The sequence below is a fragment of the Pseudomonas sp. SYWMCR5 genome (assembly GCF_057197165.1).
In genome coordinates this window covers 520336-536139 of sequence record NZ_JBXUNH010000001.1, presented here as the reverse complement: position 1 = coordinate 536139, position 15804 = coordinate 520336, and the positions used below count along the sequence as shown (strand labels likewise).

The following is a 15804-nucleotide window of genomic DNA, read 5'->3' as shown; positions in this document are numbered from 1 at the left end:
CAGCACCCATTCCGACCTTGGCACGCTCCCTGCTTTCAACGGTTTACAACACAGCCCCACTGATCAACGGCGATCAACAGGGGCCTCACACTGATGAGTACAGGCAAAGGCGCCTGGAGCTTCGGCTCCAGGCGCCTTTTTTTGTCTTTGCCGCGGGCACGCCCCGCACACCGTGATCGAGGATCGGCTATGAAGGCAACAGCGAACGGCGGACAACGAGAGCGACTGGTCATTGTCGGCAACGGCATGGTCGGTCATCACCTGGTCGAGCAACTGATCGAACGTGGTGCCCTGGCGCGCTTCGAGCTGCGTGTGTTCGGCGAGGAGCGCCAGCGCGCCTACGACCGTGTGCACTTGTCGGAATACTTCGCCGGCAGCAGCGCCGAGACACTAGCTATGTGCGAGCCCGACTTCTATGCCCAGCACGGCGTGCACCTGCACCTGCACGAAGCTGTGCTGGAGATCGACCGCACGCTGGGCGAGGTGGTCACCGCCCAGGGGCGCTACGGTTATGACCAACTGATCCTTGCCACCGGCTCCTACCCGTTCGTACCGCCGATCGAAGGCTCCACGGGCACGGCCTGCTTGGTCTACCGCACCCTCGACGATCTTGACGACATCCGCGCCTCGGCTGCCGGGGCCCGGCGTGGCGTGGTGGTCGGCGGTGGGCTGCTGGGCCTTGAGGCTGCCAATGCGCTCAAGTCGCTGGGGCTGGAGGCTCATGTCGTGGAGTTCGCGCCACGGCTGATGCCGGTGCAGCTCGATCATGAAGGAGGCGCGGCCTTGCGTGCGCAGATCGAAGCGCTGGGTGTCGGCGTGCATCTGTCTCGCGCCACCCAGTCGATCGACCCGGGAGAAGAGTATCGCCACCGCATGAATTTCGATGGTGGTGAGTACCTGGAAACCGACCTGATCGTGTTCTCTGCCGGTATCCGTCCGCGTGACGCCCTGGGGCGTGCCTGCGAGCTGGAGATCGCGCCGCGCGGCGGCGTGGTCATCGACGGCAACTGCCGTTCCAGCGATCCACGGATCTTCGCCATCGGCGAGTGTGCGTCGTGGAACGGCAGCGTGTTCGGGCTGGTCGCGCCCGGCTACAGCATGGCGCGCAACCTCGCTGCGCTGCTGGTCGGCGAGGCCAGTGCCGAGTTCAGCGGTGCCGACATGTCGACCAAGCTCAAGCTGCTGGGGGTCGATGTCGGCTCCATCGGCGACGCCCACGGCGCCACTCCAGGCGCCCGCAGCTACCGATACATCGACGAGGCCAACGCCAGCTACCGCCGCCTGGTGGTCGACGCCAGCGGCAAGCGGGTGATCGGCGCGGTGCTGGTCGGCGACAACAGCTACTACGACACGCTGCTGCAGTACGTGCAAAACGGCATCGCCCTGCCGCAGGATCCGGCGGCGCTGATCCTGCCGCAGAGCGGCGGCGCGCCGACGCTGGGCGCCGATGCCCTGCCCGACAGCGCGACCATCTGCTCCTGCCACAACGTCAGCAAGGGCGCGATCTGCGCGGCCATCGACAGTGGCTGCGCGGACCTGGCGGCGGTCAAGGGCTGCACCAAGGCGGCCAGCGGCTGTGGTGGCTGTGCGGCGCTGCTCAAGCAGGTGTTCGAGCACGAACTGACCGCGCGTGGCGTGACGGTCGACAAGAGCCTGTGCGAGCACTTTGCCTATACCCGCCAGGAGCTGTATGCATTGGTGCGCGTCGAGGGGATTCGAACCTTCAACGAGCTGCTCGAGCGCCACGGCAAGGGCCATGTCGGTTGCGACATCTGCAAGCCGACCGTGGGTTCGATCCTCGCCTCGTGCTGGAACCAGCCGATCATGGACCCCTCGCTGGTACCGCTGCAGGACACCAACGACACCTTCATGGCCAACATGCAGAAGAACGGCACCTACTCGGTGGTGCCGCGCATCCCGGGTGGTGAAATCACCCCCGACAAGTTGATCGTGATCGGCCAGGTGGCGAAGAAATACGACCTCTACACCAAGATTACCGGCGGCCAGCGCATCGATTTGTTCGGCGCGCAGTTGCACGAGTTGCCGCTGATCTGGGGCGAGCTGATCGAGGCGGGCTTCGAAACCGGCCACGCCTACGGCAAGTCGACCCGCACGGTGAAGTCGTGCGTGGGCAGCACCTGGTGCCGCTACGGCGTGCAGGACAGCGTTGCCATGGCCCTGCGTATCGAAGACCGCTACAAGGGCCTGCGCTCGCCGCACAAGCTCAAGTTCGCGGTGTCCGGCTGCACCCGTGAATGCGCCGAGGCGCAGAGCAAGGATATCGGCGTGATCGCCACCGACAAGGGGTGGAACCTGTACGTTTGTGGCAACGGCGGCATGCGCCCGCGCCATGCCGAACTGTTCGCCACCGATCTGGACGACGACACCCTGATCCGCCTGATCGACCGCGTGCTGATGTTCTACATCCGCACCGCCGACAAACTGCAGCGCACCTCGGTGTGGCGCGAAGGCCTGGACGGCGGGTTGGACTATCTCAAGGCGGTGATTCTCGACGATAGCCTGGGCCTCGCCGACGAGCTGGAAGCGCAGATGCAGCATGTGGTCGACCGCTACGAATGCGAATGGGCCAACGCCTTGAAAGACCCGGAGAAGCTCAAGCGCTTCCGCACCTTCGTCAACGACCAGCGGCCTGACCCGGATGTGCATTTCGTGCGTGAGCGCGAACAGCGTCGACCGGCTACGCCGCTGGAGTTGATCCCTACTGTCGAGGAGCTCGTTTGATGAACCTGTCTAATGCTGTCGTTGCACCACAAGATATCTGGCAGTCAGTGTGCCGGGTCGATGATCTGATTGCCGACTCGGGGGTGGTGGTCTGGCTCGACGGCGAACAGGTCGCGCTGTTCTACCTGCCCGGGCAGGAGCAGACACTGTATGCCGTGGACAACCGCGACCCGCGTTCAGGGGCCAATGTCATCGGGCGGGGGTTGATCGGCAGCCTGCAAGGCGAACTGGTGGTGGCGGCGCCGTTGTACAAGCAGCATTTCAGCTTGCGTGATGGGCGTTGCCTGGAGGATGCGGGGCAGCGGTTGCGCGTGTGGCCGGTGCGGATGGAAGGGGGGCAGGTCGAGATTCGCTGTTTCTAGCAGGTATGGCTCCTGCCCGGCCTGTGCAGTACCTGTGGGGGACGGGCTTGCCCGCGAACACCGGCAAAGCCGGTGCCATCTACCGCGGTGTTTGCTTCGCGGGTAAACCCGCTCCCACAGGTACTGCGCAGGCCTTGGGTCTGGCACGTTTGCAGGTCCTCGGATAAAGGTGGCTCCACGGCTTGTTCACAATGGATATTCATCCACATCCGAGGCATCGACAAAGTCCTCCAGAACCAGACTGTTTTTGCTGAGAAAGACCTTCAGCTCAGCTATTGATTCAAGTGCTCTGAATGAGCCAACTCGATCGTACGAGGGGTCTAGCGCCTGCTCTATATCTTCGGCGTTGAACGTGTTCAGCCGAGCTTTGAAGCGCGCCTCTTCAATGCGGCATTGGTCGGCGTAAGGGGAATGCCCGATCATTGAGTAGGGTTCGGTCCTCAGTGGATACGCAGGGATTAGATGGTCCTGCAGGGATAACTCTATCCAGGTTCTGGATTGTGGTGTGTCCGACTTGATCTCGGAAACTAAAGTCCGCCCCTGAAGAAGTGTTTTAATCATTTCTGTGTGTCTATTTTGAAATCAAAGTTCTCGAAGATTATTTTTACAGTGGCGTCCTCGAATACCAATTCGTGCCGAAGCTTGCTGGTGTTGTCCATTATTGTCATTTCGTCAGTTATGAGGTCGCCGTGAGTGGATTGGTTGGCAGGCCATTCTGTGGGTCTTTTTTCGACGGAGTAACTTGAGACTTTTGTATAGGTAAGCGTCAGGGTGTCTCCGTAAGCTCCGTTTAGGATTATTTGAGCGTTGTTGGCGTAGCATTCGTCGATGTCATGCTCTTCGAATCTAATGCTTTTTAGCCGGGCGTCATGTAAGCATCGGGAGTCGGAGGGATTGTAGTGCCAAGCACTGCTCATAAAAGTGTAAATATTCTCTGGGAGTAAATGCTTTACGCTCTCGACATAAGCTGGGTATTCGCTGCTGTCTAGAGTGTATCCGTCGTGGTTTTCGGTGAGTTTGATGATTTTCATGACGGTCGTATACAGGGAAAGGATTCGGTTTTCAGCGCCGCTGAGGTGTCTTCATCTATGGAAATTTACTCAAGAGAGTATTGATAGCTGTCGGCGATGATCTCAACATAGCTGTCGTACCCCGCGATGATGTAGTGCTTCAATGAAAGAAAGTTGGCGGGGTCATACAACGGATTTGTTTCTGCCAACAGCGCTGAATCGACGACCTCATAGAATTTTGGGTCAGGATGAAGTCCGGTCTTTCGCCAAGTTTCTACTTCATCGCCTCGGCTGCCCAGAATTTCGTAGTTCTGATACTCGCGCTCGAAAAAATTGAGTGTGATACAGCGCATCTCAGCGACACGCTCAAAAACAAGTGTCGCCACGGCGTAGGTGTTATTTTCGATGTGTTCGATTCGCTGAGCTTCAACCTGAATCGATGCGGCACCAGTCTCGTCGTACTTTGCGTTGAGCTGTGTGGTGTTGATGACAAAATTAATTTTTTGAGGGGCGAGCTTTATCATCGATCACACCAAGAAAATCGAAGGGGTTCAATGGCGCGAGGGGCACTCGCAGGAGCGTTGGTTTTAACGAGTGTCCTGAATCATAAGTCCTGCCACCTCACTCTTAGCGAATTGATATTGATGGTGAGTTTTCGCCTAAGTGATCCGGACATGATGTCGCATGAGATCTCGTCCTCGTTAATCGAAAGGCAATGCAGCCCGCTGGCGTAATTGAACGCCAGAAGCCTATCGTCAAGATACAGCGATGTCGAAACAGTACCGTCCAGTGAGTAGACCAACTCCAGCCGGAGGGGCTCTGCGGTGAGCTTGCAGCTCCATTGTGCATACTCTGGATCGAAATCTGCGACGAGCCCGAGCACCTCAAACAATGTGGTTTCGAAAGAATTAATCATGGTTTTTGGGCGGACTGAAAAAATTTATCACATCGTTCAGTGTGTTTTTTACGTATCCAGGAGGTAGGAAAATTTCTTGCACCACGTCATCGTCATGCGCTTTCCAAATGACCCGGTCCATTGTCTCAAGCATGAGCAGAATCACGATATCGCCATCAAGGCAGGGCGTCAGGTTCAGCGACAAGAACAGTGCACCAATTTTGCTAGAATCAATCCAGTTTTGAGACTGCTCGTACCCTTGCTCGATCTGGGAAAGGACGGCTGATTTGTCCAGGTTTTTCAGGGAGTCAGCGTAATCGAGATCATAATTATCGAATTTGACACTGATCATGTTCAAGAAGGTATCGATCTGCGTGATCTCTTCGTTTGCACCAATGAGATGATTGTCTAAAGATAGGTTCACGGCCATCCAACCCGACTTGAAGTTTGGCGCGCAAGTCGAGCAACAGACTGAAAATAACTCTTTTTTCCCAGTGTTATAGTAGGTCACAGTTGCTTCCTCGGTTTTTCTTTCTATTAGCCATGTCTTTGAATCTTCGTTTGATCCAGTCAGGAACTTTCAGTCCCCTCGATGAATTTTCGCGCCCGTTCCAATGCACTTCGCCGTTTGCGCCTTGATAGCGATAGAATTCTCCATTCTTGTTCTGGCCAAACCAGGAGTCTGCCCTATCAGGAACGGCACGTTTGTAAACCTCTGCAGCATCATCGGGCAAGAGTGTTGTGGTATTACCGCCCCCTCGGAAGTTAGGTGATTTAGGGTCGTGATGCCCTGGGTCGACCAGTTTGGGTTTGGGGCCGTGATACTGAGCATCTGCCTTGTAATCGGCCTCCAGTCCAAATGGATCGATCCAACGAAGTGGGTTGGGCGCGTATCTATAAAGGTTGGGCCCTGCACTGATACTCAGTGGATCCTGCTGCGTAAACCGCCCCACCTCCGGATCATAGAACCTGAACGTGTTGTAGTGCAGCCCCGTCTCCCGGTCCAGGTACTGCCCCTGGAACCTCAGGTTCTGCTGACGGTTCTGCCCGGCATGGTGCCATTCTTCCCGACACTTGCCCCAGGTCGCGAACTCACCTTGCCACACGGTCACGCCGTTTTCATCGGTGAGCTGTTCGGGCAGCCCGGCGAGGTTGGTGTGGAAGTAGTGCAGTTGTTCGGTGCCGGGGGCGCCATCGAGGCGGGCGAGGGGTTCGTAGCTGTCGCTGTCGGCGTAGACGTACAGGCTGGGTTTGTCGTCCTGGATGTCCTGCAACAGGCGCAGACCCTGCCAGAGGAAAAGGGTCTGGCTGACAGGGGTAGGGTGATCGTTGCGGTACAGGCGCTTGGCGATCCTGCGCCCCAGCGGGTCGTAGTCGAATTCCACCCGCTCGTGCACCGGCCCGCGTTGCTGGTGTACGCGTACCAGGCGGTGCTCGGCGTCGTATTCGAAGCGCTGGATCAGGTGCGCGCCAGTCCGTTTTTCGCTGAGGCGGCCGAAGCGGTCGTAGCGGTAGCGCTTGTCCTGGTAGACCTTTAGGCGGTTGTGCCGTACGTAGCCCTTGATCGGGTAACCGTCGAGCAGGTTGCCGGCCTTGTCGTAGCCGTAGTGCTCGACCTGTTGGCCATTGCGATGAGGCAGTGTGCGGCTGGCGCCATGGATGCGTTCTGTGGGGCCATAGTCGTAGCGAACCTGACCGCGCTGGACATTGCCGCTGGCGTCGGTGCCGAACAGGCGACCGATGATCTGGGCGTGCGTGGGCGGCTCGCCGTCGCGGGCTCGCTGACACTGGATGAAGTCCTCGCCGACCAGGTTGTCACTGTCGTCGTAACGATACTGCTTGCTCAGCAGGGCCAGGCTGCCGGGGCCTGCGCCCTGTACATGCAGGGCTTTTTCCAGCAGGCGCCCGGTGCTGTCGTAGCGGGTCCGGGTCTGGATCCGGCCTTGTGTTCGCAGGACTTCGGCATGCAGCTCGTCGCGCTCGAAATCGCAGATCACTCGGCCATCGAGGTTGAGCTGATGCAAGTGGCCGCTGCCGTAGTACAGATGATTGAGGCGTCGGCCATCAGGCAGGGTCAGGGTCTGCAGGTTGCCCAGTTCGTCATGTTCGTAGGCAAGCCGGCCCGCTTTCCCGGTTTCGCTCAGCAGTTGCCCGAGGGCGTCATGGCTGAAGGCGAGCCGTTTTGGCTCGCCCAGCAGGTTGGTGAAGGTGATCGCCAGCAGGTTGTCGGCGATGTCATATTCGTAGTCGGTGACGCCGTCGTCGGTGCGCTTGCGCAACAGGCGCCCGGCGGCGTCGTATTCGAAATATTGCGACTGTATCGAAGCCTCGGGCTCCGGCGGGCTGCCGGGGAACGTCGGCTCGGCGTCGCGGGCAGGGTGCAGCCTCGCCTCGATGACATTGCCCGCTGCATCGTAGCGATAGCTGTGACCGCCGCCATCGAGGTTGTGCTGGGCGGCCAGGCGGTCCAGGGCATCCCAGTGGAAGGCGTAGTGCTCGCCGTTTTCATTTTCCAGGCGTTGCAGGCGGTCGTGCGCATCCCAGGCGAAGCGAAGGGTGAGCCCCATGGCGTCGGTGCGTTGGCTGAGGCGCCCACGCTCGTCGTAGTGCCATTGGGTGAGTTGCTGGCCGGAGTCGATGTGCTGGGTCAACTGCCCCGACAGGTTTACCTGGTAGCGGTCGACGCGCCCGTCGGCGCGGGTGCTTTCCAGCAGGTGGCCACGGGCGTCGAAACGATAGCGGGTGCGGTTGTTGCGGCCGTTGAAGACTTCGCTCAGGTGACCGCGCTCGTCGTAGCGCCAGAGGGTGGTGCGGTTGGAGCAGTCGCTGTAGCGAATCAGTTGCCCTCGGGCGTTCCATTCCAGCTGGCGGGTCTTGCCCTGAGCATCGATGACCTGTTCCACCCGGCCTTGTCGATCGTGACGGTAGCGCGTGGTGCGCCCCAGCGGGTCGGTGGTACTGATCAGGTTGCCGCGGGGGTCGTAGGTGTTGCGATAGGTATGGCCGGCGCCATCGCTGATGTGGGTGGGCAGCGCCCAGTGCTCGGTGTAGGTGGTGCGCTCGCAACGCCCCAGCGGGTCGTGGCTTTCGATCAGGCGCCCGAGCGCATCGTAGTGGTATCGCCACTCGGCGCCTTGCGGGTCGATGCTGGCCAGCAACTGGCCCTGGACGATCTCTTCCTGCCAGCGCTGGCCCAGTGGATCTACATACACCAATACCTCGTGCAACGGGCCCCACTCGAAATGTTCCTTGCGACCTAGGCTGTCGGTGACCTCGGTATGACCCTGCCCCAGGTCGTAGTGGAAAAGGTAGTCCTCGCCGTCTTCGCTCCAGTGACGGATCACCCGCCACTCATGGTCTGGCTGCGGCTCGAGCAGCGGTGGCAGGTGCGGTGTCGGGCGAGGGACGGCGGCGAAACGTTGCCACTGGTAATGGAAGGTCGCACCGCTGGCCAGGGTGTGACTGGCCATCAGCCCTTCAGGGGTATAGCTGAAGCGTCGCAGCAGCTGGCCGCCCGGCTCGTGTACTTCGCTCAGTTGACCGGCAGGGGTGTAAGCGTAGGTGGCGAGGGTTTCACGGCGCTCGACCACAAAGTCGTTGCCCTCGCGCAGGAACAGGCGCTGCACCTGGCCGACGCGGCGAGGGTGCATGCTGTCGTAGAGCAGTTCGACCACCGTGCGGCCAAAGGTGTCGACCAGGTACTGCAGGCGGCCGTCGTTGTCGTAGAGCAGGTCAAGGCGGTTGAGATTGCGATCCCCCAGTTGCACCAGGCGTGAACGACTCGGGTCGTGCGGGTCGGTGCGCAGCACCTGGTACTGGCCGCTGTAGATGTCCTCGACCACGGTGATGCCGGCGTCCTGGTGGAAGAACGCCAGGCCGTCGAGGCTGCTGACCAGCGCGCTGCCTGGCTGCAGGCGTCCCAGTTCGATACGCGTGCCTTCCTCGTCGACATAGACCCACAGCTCGCCCCCTTCAGGATGGGGGACACGCTCGATGCGAACTTCATAAGGCAGGCTCCAGCCCAGGCCGAACACGCCATCGCCGCGCGTGTCGTTGCTGTCGTAGCGCCGGGCCCATTCGATCGGCAGCAGGCCGGGGAGGGCGAAATCCAGGTCGTCAGGGCCGTCGAGCAGCTTGGCACCGCTGGAAACGATCACCGGATGGCCCTTGCACTTGGGAATCATCGACTTTGGCTTGGGTGCCTTGCCTGGGCGTGAGCGGGCCTTGCCACCCCGGCGCGAGAGGAGCATGCCGGCGACGATGCCGATGATCTTGGCCAGCGCGCTCTTGCCATCGCGGATGTCGCGCACGGTCAGCGTGCCGCCGCCGATGCGCACATTGGGCGAGAAGGTCATGCCCACAGGGCCGTCGCAAGTAGTCTTGTCGCCCACCCGCACGGCGGGTTGGCCATTGATGAACACCTTGTCCGAACCCTGGGCGAGGAAGTTCTTGGCCGGGTGCTTGCTGCAGGTGACGGTATCCTCGCCCCGCTCCTGGGTGCCGGGATCGGCCGGTGTGGTGACTGGCGGGTTGAAGATGCTGGCGATGTCCTGGGCCATGCCGATGATCGGGAGCATCATCGAGGCGCCGACCATGGCGTAGGCACCGACGTTTTCCAGGATGGAGGGGGGCTCGGGGTTGTCGGGCGAGGCCTCGACGCCCAGGCTGATGCCGGCAGCACGGGCAGCGGGCATGCCATTGATATGGACGTTGGTGGAGCCGGTCAGGATGGCGCCATAGGGCTCGGGCGGGAACAGCGAGTTGCCGACCCAGTCACTGAAGTCGGAAATGTGTTCGCCGATGCTCTTGTCGCCGCCGGGCAGCGAACTGGCCGCGCCTACCAGCAGGCCGGCAGCCACCGGCACCAGTGCAGCCGCCGCGCCGCCGGTGCCGATGGTGGCGGCGACGGCGGCGCCCAAGGCCGCACCCACTGCGGCGGTGGCGGCCGCATAGACCACCGCCTCGGTCAGCGCGCTGGTGAGCTCGGCCATCAACGGTGGGTGCAGTATCAGGTCGTCCTTGCGGGCGGCGTGGAGGTCCTGCGCCATGAATCCGGGCTTCCTTGCTGGAGGGGTGTCAGCGTGTCTGCAGGCTCGCCTTGATGGCTTGCCAGTGCATGAGGTCGTTTTCCGTCAGCGGTGTCTCCTTGCTATAGCTCAGCACCATAAGACGCTGTGCCTGCACATGGGGATAGGCCAGTTGACGCTGGTGCGAGCGAATTTCGCCACGCTGGAACTGCAGGCCGACTTCCAGGCCCTGGATGGCTTGCGCCATGCCGCAGGTCGTGGCTTGAGGCTCGGTGATGTGTGCTTCGAGGCGACTGCGCAGTTGTTCGAGCTGCTGGCGGTAGACGGTATCGAAGGAGTGGTCTGCGGGGAGCGGGCTACGGGCGATCACCAAGGTGGTGCCGCGCTCCGGGAACGTCAGCATGTTCATGCTGCTGTCCTGCGGCAGCTCTGCGCCCAGGTCTAGTGATAGGTCCTGGGTTTGGTAGAGCGACATCGGTTGGCTCCTTGCCGGGGAAAGCTGCACCCTACAAATCCAGGGGCTTGAGGGCAAGCTGCGCATTGTCAGAATGGGATCGAGTCGTTGTAGGAAAGGATATTCATAGACGACTTGCAGCCCTCCTGCACACCGTTACACTGCCGTGCATGAACCTCGATACCCGCATCAAGTACCGCCATCTGCTGTGCTTTCTGGAGATCGCCCGTCAGGGCAGTCTGGCCAGGGCGGCCGATGTCCTGGCGATCAGCCAGCCGGCCATTTCCAAGACGCTCAAGGAACTTGAGGACTTGCTCGAGACGCGTCTGTTCGAGCGCACCCGCCAGGGCGTCGAGCTGACCTCGGCGGGCACCCGCTTCATGCGCTACGCCGGGCCCAGCGTGCAGGCCCTGCGCGAAGGTGTCAGCACGGTGCGCGGCGAGGCCCGGGCGCCGTCGCAGGTGCGCATAGGTGTGCTGTCGACGGTCGAGGGGTTGCTGATGCCGGAGGTGCTGTGTCGCCTGCATCAGCGTCATGAGGCGTTGGTGATCAGCGTGGTCACCGGGATCAGTGCGCAGTTGCTGGGGCAACTGCGCCTGGGCGAACTGGAACTGGTGGTCGGGCGGATGACCGACAGCCCGCAGATCCAGGGCCTGTCGTTCGAGCACCTGTACAGTGAGTCCATGAGCCTGGTGGTGCGTCCTGGCCATCCGTTGCTCGCGCGCCAACCCCTGGATCGGGCACGGGTCGGCGATTACGCACTGGTGCTGCCGCCAGCAGGTACCACCATTCGCCTGCACGCCGACAGCCTGTTCGTGCAGTGCGGTATCCAGATGCCGGGGCAACGCCTGGAAACCCTGTCTCTGGCCTTGAGCCGGCGCTACCTGCTGGGCAGCGATGCGGTGTGGGTGGCACCGCGTGACGCCGTGCTGATCGACCTGCAGCGTGGTGAGCTGGTCGAGCTCGACCTGGGTGTGCGCGAACCGGGAGGCTCGGTGGGTATCTGCCGCAACGCGGCCCTGCCGCAGGGGCTGGCAGCCCAATGGGTGTGCGAGGTATTGCGGGAAGTGGCGGGCGAATACCGGGCCGGCAGCTACCCTTGATTTTCACCGTGGGATGAACATCCCTTCATACAGGAACTTCCTGGCACAAACCCGCTCCTATGCCGGTAGCCATTGGTCATGGCCGCCTGATAAGCTCGCGGCTTTACCCTGATTGCCCTCATGGCGCATGAACAAGGAAATAGCATGAAACAGCATCGTTTGGCGGCTGCGGTTGCCCTGGTAGGCCTGGTCCTGGCTGGCTGCGACGCTCAGACCAGCAGCGTCGAGCTGAAGACCCCAGCACAGAAGGCCTCCTACGGTATCGGCCTGAACATGGGCAAGAGCCTGGCGCAGGAAGGCATGGATGACCTGGACTCCAAAGCGGTGGCCCTGGGTATCGAGGATGCAGTCGGCAAGAAAGAAGCCCGTCTGAAGGACGAAGAACTGGTAGAAGCCTTCACCGCGCTGCAGAAACGCGCCGAGGAGCGCCTGGCCAAGGCCAGCGAGGAAGCGGCCGCCAAGGGCAAGAAGTTCCTTGAGGACAACGCTAAGAAGCCGGGCGTGGTCACCACCGCCTCGGGTCTGCAGTACGAAGTCGTGAAGAAGGCCGATGGCCCGCAGCCCAAGCCGACCGATGTGGTTACCGTCCACTACGAAGGCAAGCTGATCGATGGCAAGGTCTTCGACAGCTCGATCGAGCGTGGCAGCCCGATCGACCTGCCGGTCAGCGGCGTGATCCCAGGTTGGGTCGAAGGCCTGCAACTGATGCACGTCGGCGAGAAGTACAAGCTGTACATCCCGGCCGAGCTGGCCTACGGCGCCCAGAGCCCGAGCCCGCTGATCCCGGCGAACTCGGTACTGGTGTTCGACCTCGAGCTGCTGGCCATCAAGGACCCGAGCAAGCTGGACGCCGAACCTGCCGAGCCTGCCGAAGCGCCGGCCAAGTAATTTGGCAACTGCCGCACCTGACGCCCCGTTTCGACGGGGCGTTTTCATTTTGGTCGCACGCTTGACGCGAACGCTGCAGGTGTCTCACTGTCTGAGCATGAGGCACCTTGACGCGTAGCCAACCATACGTCTGACGCAAATCGTTTGCCTGTCTGAAACGGTTGTGTAAAAAACGCCCGATCTGAGCGAGACCCTTGCTCCGTGGGCGCCTAGCGCCCTAAAACGCTGCCCTGTTCACAAGGTTATCCACAATAAATGTGGATAACCTTCCTGGCTGATGCTGGAGACACCATGAGCGCACCCTGGAATTTTGCCCGTTTTCTGCCGCTGGCCGAGCGCCTGCTCAGCCGTGGCCGCCTGCCTGCGTTGCTGTTCGCCGTGGCCCGCAAGGGCCCCAAGCTGGGCCAGTTGCGTGACGACCTGCGCCTTATGCAAGGCCTGTGTCTGGCCTGGTGGCGTGGCGAGTACCGTGCCGTCAGTCCCAAGGCCTTGGTGACCATCGTCGCTGGCCTGCTGTATTTCGTCAGCCCCCTGGATGCCATTCCGGACTGGATCGTCGGTGTCGGTTTTCTCGATGACATCGCCGTGCTGGGGTGGGTGCTGAAGACCGTCGGTGACGAGCTGGCGCGCTTCAAGGCCTGGCGCGACAGCCAATCACCCGAGCGCCTGCGCGTGGTCGAGCGGCTGCCGGACAGCCCGGAAGCGTTACGCCTGGAACGTCCTCACCCTTGATTTTGGCCTGATCTGCACAGACTCCCGCACTTGGTCATATAATTGGCATAAGCATTATGCCGACGGATTACATGCAGTAAGGGGGTTGTATGGGTATTCAGGTCATCAGTCGGGACGGTCAGCCCGAGTATGCGGTTGTTCCCTGGGCCCAGTACCAGGCACTGCTAGCCGCAGCCGGGCAGGCGCCAGTCAATGCCGACGAACCTCAGGCTGCGGCCAGTGAGGGTCGCGGCGAAGTCGCGAAGCAAAGCGCCAGCTTGCCTGCCTTGGGTGAGCTGGCGCAGTTGCGTCAGGCCAAGGGCCTGGCCCCCGAGCAGTTGGCCCGCAGCGTTGGCATCAGCTCGTCGTACCTGGCCATGATCGAGTCGGGCGAACGTGTGCCCGATGCGGCGATCCAGCGCAGCCTGGCATGGCACCTGGGGATCGCCGGCTGGAGCGAGCCATCATGAGTCAGGTCAGGATCAGTCGTCAGCAATGGCAACGCCTGCTGGACGAGCTTGACCTGGCCCGCCGTCAACGCCACCTGCTCACCTACAGGGCGCTGCTCGAGCGCCTGGAGTTGCCCACCCCCGCCATGCAGACCCTGACCGCCGCCCTGGAATACCTGGCGATGATCGATGCGCGTGCCGAGCAGCCGCTGCGCAGCTCGCTGGTGATCAGCCAGGGGGCCAGCCGCCTGCCACGTACCGGCTTCTTCGAATGTGTCGAGCGCCTGGGGCGGTTTTCAGGGCCCGTCGATGGTATGGAGGCGGCTTCGTGGCATGCCTCCGAAGTGGTGCGGGTGTTCGAGTTCGCTTACCCCGAAGAAGTGACGGCAGGGTAGGGGCTACGACACCCCGGTATCGATCAGGCTCAGACTGGGCCCGGCGGTATCCTTGGCCTGGCGCTTTGCCTGCGAAGCAAGATCGGCCAACTGCGCCGCATCCAGGCTGGCACAGCACTCCGGCCGCAGCAAAACCACGCCGATCGACAGCGACAGCAAGGGGAAGGTCTCCCGCTGCCCTTGGCGGTTGTGGGCGATGAAGCAGCCGGCCTCCAGGTGCTCGCTGCGGTAGAAGCGTCGACATTCGCGTAGAAAATTGTCGATCAACGTGTGCAGACGCTCGCGCCAATCGGCCGATCCCAACACCAGCATGAAATCATCACCGCCGATATGCCCGACGAAGTCTCGGCGCGGATCGACGCTGTCGTTCAGGCATTGGGCCAGGCACAGCAACACCTCGTCGCCACGGGCATAGCCATAGATATCGTTGAAGGGCTTGAAGCTGTCGATGTCGACGTAGCACACCGCCGCTGCACGCTGCTGCTCCAGCAGGCGGGTCAGGCACTGGCGGATCGGCACGTTGCCTGGCAGCAGGGTCAGTGGATTGGCGTAGCGGGCCTGCTGGATCTTCTGCTCGGTGATCAACTTGAGCACGTCGATCACGCGCCCCAGCCCCAGGTAGCGGCCACCATGGGTGATGATGAAATCTTCCTCGATGCGCTGCCGTGCGCGGCTGGTGAGCAGGCGGCTGACCTGCTGCAGCGACTGGCTGCGCTCGACCACGAGAAAGTCCTCGTTCATCAGCCGGCTGATCGGCTTGCGGGCGAACAGGTCGGTGCCGAATGGCTTGAGCAGCGCGTCGGACAACGAATGCCGATGGACGATACCGCAAGCCTGGCCCTGGGCGTCGAGCACGGCCAGGGAGTTGAGATTGGCCTGGCGGCGGAAGGCCTCCAGCACCTGCTGGGTTGGCGTATCCAGCGCAACCGCAGGCTGCTCGATCAGCAGTGCGGCGAGGTCGCCGCCTTCCTCGCTGATCACCAGCGCGCAGCCTTGCGCAGGCGGCAGCAGATTCAGGCCGTCGCGTGGGGGAAACTCTTGCGGGCGACCGAGCAGGTAGCCTTGCAACAGGTCGACGCCCATATCGGCCAGTACTGTCAGCTCCTCACCCAGTTCGATGCCCTCGGCAATCACCTGGGCCTTGGAGGCGCGGGCGATCTGCAGGATGGAGCCGACGAATTCGCGCTTGAGCGGGTCCTGATGGATGCTATCGATGAAGTGACGGTCGATCTTCACGTAGTCCGGACGCAGCTCCGACCACAGGCGCAAGCTCGAGTAACCTGCCCCCAGGTCGTCCAGCGCAATGGAAAACCCCATGTCCCGGTAGTGGTGCAGGGCGTTGGACAGCAACTGGAAGTCGTCGGTGGGGGTTTGTTCGGTCAACTCGATCACCACACGGCTGGGTTGCAGACCAACCTGCTCGAGCATCTTCAGGGTACGCCCGGAAGGGTAGTGGGGTTCCAGCAGCGACTCGGGCGAGACATTGAGGAACAGCTTGCCTTCGAGCCCCAGCTCGCTGAAGCGCCGGCATGCGTTCTCCCGGCACAGCACTTCAAGCTCGCTCAGGCGCCCTGCCTGGCGGGCGATGGCGAACAGGTTCAGGGGCGAGTGCAGAGGGCTGTTGGACGGCCCACGGCTGAGCGCCTCATAGCCGAGGATGCGCCGCTCGGAAAGGCAGATGATCGGTTGGAACAGGCTGTGAATGCTGCGTTGAGCCAGGATGGCGCTCAAGGCACTGAGCTGTTCGGTGACGGTCATGGACTGTTTC

At 61.7% G+C, this 15804-nt stretch carries 14 protein-coding genes; 7 read left to right on the top strand and 7 right to left on the bottom strand.

All coding sequences use genetic code 11. The features are described 5' to 3' along the window. The first annotated feature begins 189 nt into the window (after window positions 1–189). Together nirB and nirD are read left to right on the top strand one after the other, a co-directional pair. Window positions 190–2742, top strand: a complete 2553-nt coding sequence (gene nirB / locus AC2CGW_RS02415) for a nitrite reductase large subunit NirB (RefSeq protein WP_186667091.1) — start codon at window positions 190–192, stop codon at window positions 2740–2742. Then, the gene (gene nirD / locus AC2CGW_RS02410) at window positions 2742–3104 is read left to right on the top strand and encodes a nitrite reductase small subunit NirD (RefSeq protein ID WP_151926318.1); all 363 of its coding nucleotides are present in this window, start codon (window positions 2742–2744) and stop codon (window positions 3102–3104) included. The genes nirB and nirD overlap by 1 nt, the downstream gene beginning before the upstream one ends. A gap of 186 nt (window positions 3105–3290) precedes the next feature. Here nirD and AC2CGW_RS02405 read toward each other — a convergent pair whose 3' ends face one another. The 6 genes from AC2CGW_RS02405 to AC2CGW_RS02380 all read right to left on the bottom strand — a co-directional run bounded on the left by AC2CGW_RS02405 (window position 3291) and on the right by AC2CGW_RS02380 (window position 10511). Continuing rightward, window positions 3291–3527 carry a hypothetical protein gene (locus AC2CGW_RS02405; protein ID WP_202885218.1) on the bottom strand — a complete coding sequence of 79 codons (237 nt, stop codon included), beginning with the start codon at window positions 3525–3527 and terminating at the stop codon, window positions 3291–3293. Between the two features lie 134 nt (window positions 3528–3661). After that, a complete protein-coding gene (locus AC2CGW_RS02400) occupies window positions 3662–4135 on the bottom strand; it encodes a hypothetical protein (RefSeq protein WP_484573463.1) in 474 nt (157 codons plus the stop codon). 65 nt (window positions 4136–4200) lie between these two features. Beyond that, window positions 4201–4638, bottom strand: coding sequence for a hypothetical protein (locus AC2CGW_RS02395; RefSeq protein ID WP_484573462.1), 438 nt, complete (start codon window positions 4636–4638; stop codon window positions 4201–4203). A gap of 384 nt (window positions 4639–5022) precedes the next feature. Then, on the bottom strand, window positions 5023–5520 hold the full coding sequence (locus tag AC2CGW_RS02390; RefSeq protein WP_484573461.1) for an Imm42 family immunity protein: 498 nt from the start codon (window positions 5518–5520) through the stop codon (window positions 5023–5025). Further along, on the bottom strand, window positions 5507–10057 hold the full coding sequence (locus AC2CGW_RS02385) for an RHS repeat-associated core domain-containing protein (RefSeq protein WP_484573460.1): 4551 nt from the start codon (window positions 10055–10057) through the stop codon (window positions 5507–5509). The genes AC2CGW_RS02390 and AC2CGW_RS02385 overlap by 14 nt, the downstream gene beginning before the upstream one ends. Before the next feature lie 28 nt (window positions 10058–10085). Next, window positions 10086–10511 (bottom strand): DcrB-related protein, encoded by a 426-nt coding sequence (locus tag AC2CGW_RS02380; protein ID WP_484573459.1) that lies wholly within the window; start codon window positions 10509–10511, stop codon window positions 10086–10088. A gap of 149 nt (window positions 10512–10660) precedes the next feature. Here AC2CGW_RS02380 and pcaQ point away from each other — a divergent pair, with 149 nt between their 5' ends. The 5 genes from pcaQ to AC2CGW_RS02355 all read left to right on the top strand — a co-directional run bounded on the left by pcaQ (window position 10661) and on the right by AC2CGW_RS02355 (window position 14036). After that, window positions 10661–11593: a pca operon transcription factor PcaQ gene (gene pcaQ / locus AC2CGW_RS02375; RefSeq protein ID WP_186667079.1), complete on the top strand. Its 933-nt coding sequence runs from the start codon at window positions 10661–10663 to the stop codon at window positions 11591–11593. 144 nt (window positions 11594–11737) lie between these two features. Continuing rightward, complete coding sequence (bamJ, locus tag AC2CGW_RS02370) at window positions 11738–12481, top strand: BamJ family beta-barrel-assembly machinery protein (protein ID WP_186667077.1); 744 nt, start codon at window positions 11738–11740, stop codon at window positions 12479–12481. Window positions 12482–12772: 291 nt separating this feature from the next. Then, complete coding sequence (locus AC2CGW_RS02365; protein ID WP_063545813.1) at window positions 12773–13213, top strand: YkvA family protein; 441 nt, start codon at window positions 12773–12775, stop codon at window positions 13211–13213. A gap of 89 nt (window positions 13214–13302) precedes the next feature. Next, window positions 13303–13662 (top strand): helix-turn-helix domain-containing protein, encoded by a 360-nt coding sequence (locus AC2CGW_RS02360; protein WP_484573458.1) that lies wholly within the window; start codon window positions 13303–13305, stop codon window positions 13660–13662. Then, entirely contained in the window at window positions 13659–14036 is a 378-nt protein-coding gene (locus AC2CGW_RS02355) for a hypothetical protein (RefSeq protein WP_186667074.1), read from the top strand. Before AC2CGW_RS02360 ends, AC2CGW_RS02355 begins: the two co-directional genes overlap by 4 nt. A gap of 3 nt (window positions 14037–14039) precedes the next feature. On the opposite strand, the gene AC2CGW_RS02350 is transcribed toward AC2CGW_RS02355, so the two are convergent. Further along, the gene (locus AC2CGW_RS02350; protein WP_186711497.1) at window positions 14040–15794 is read right to left on the bottom strand and encodes a GGDEF domain-containing protein; all 1755 of its coding nucleotides are present in this window, start codon (window positions 15792–15794) and stop codon (window positions 14040–14042) included. Window positions 15795–15804: the final 10 nt, after the last annotated feature.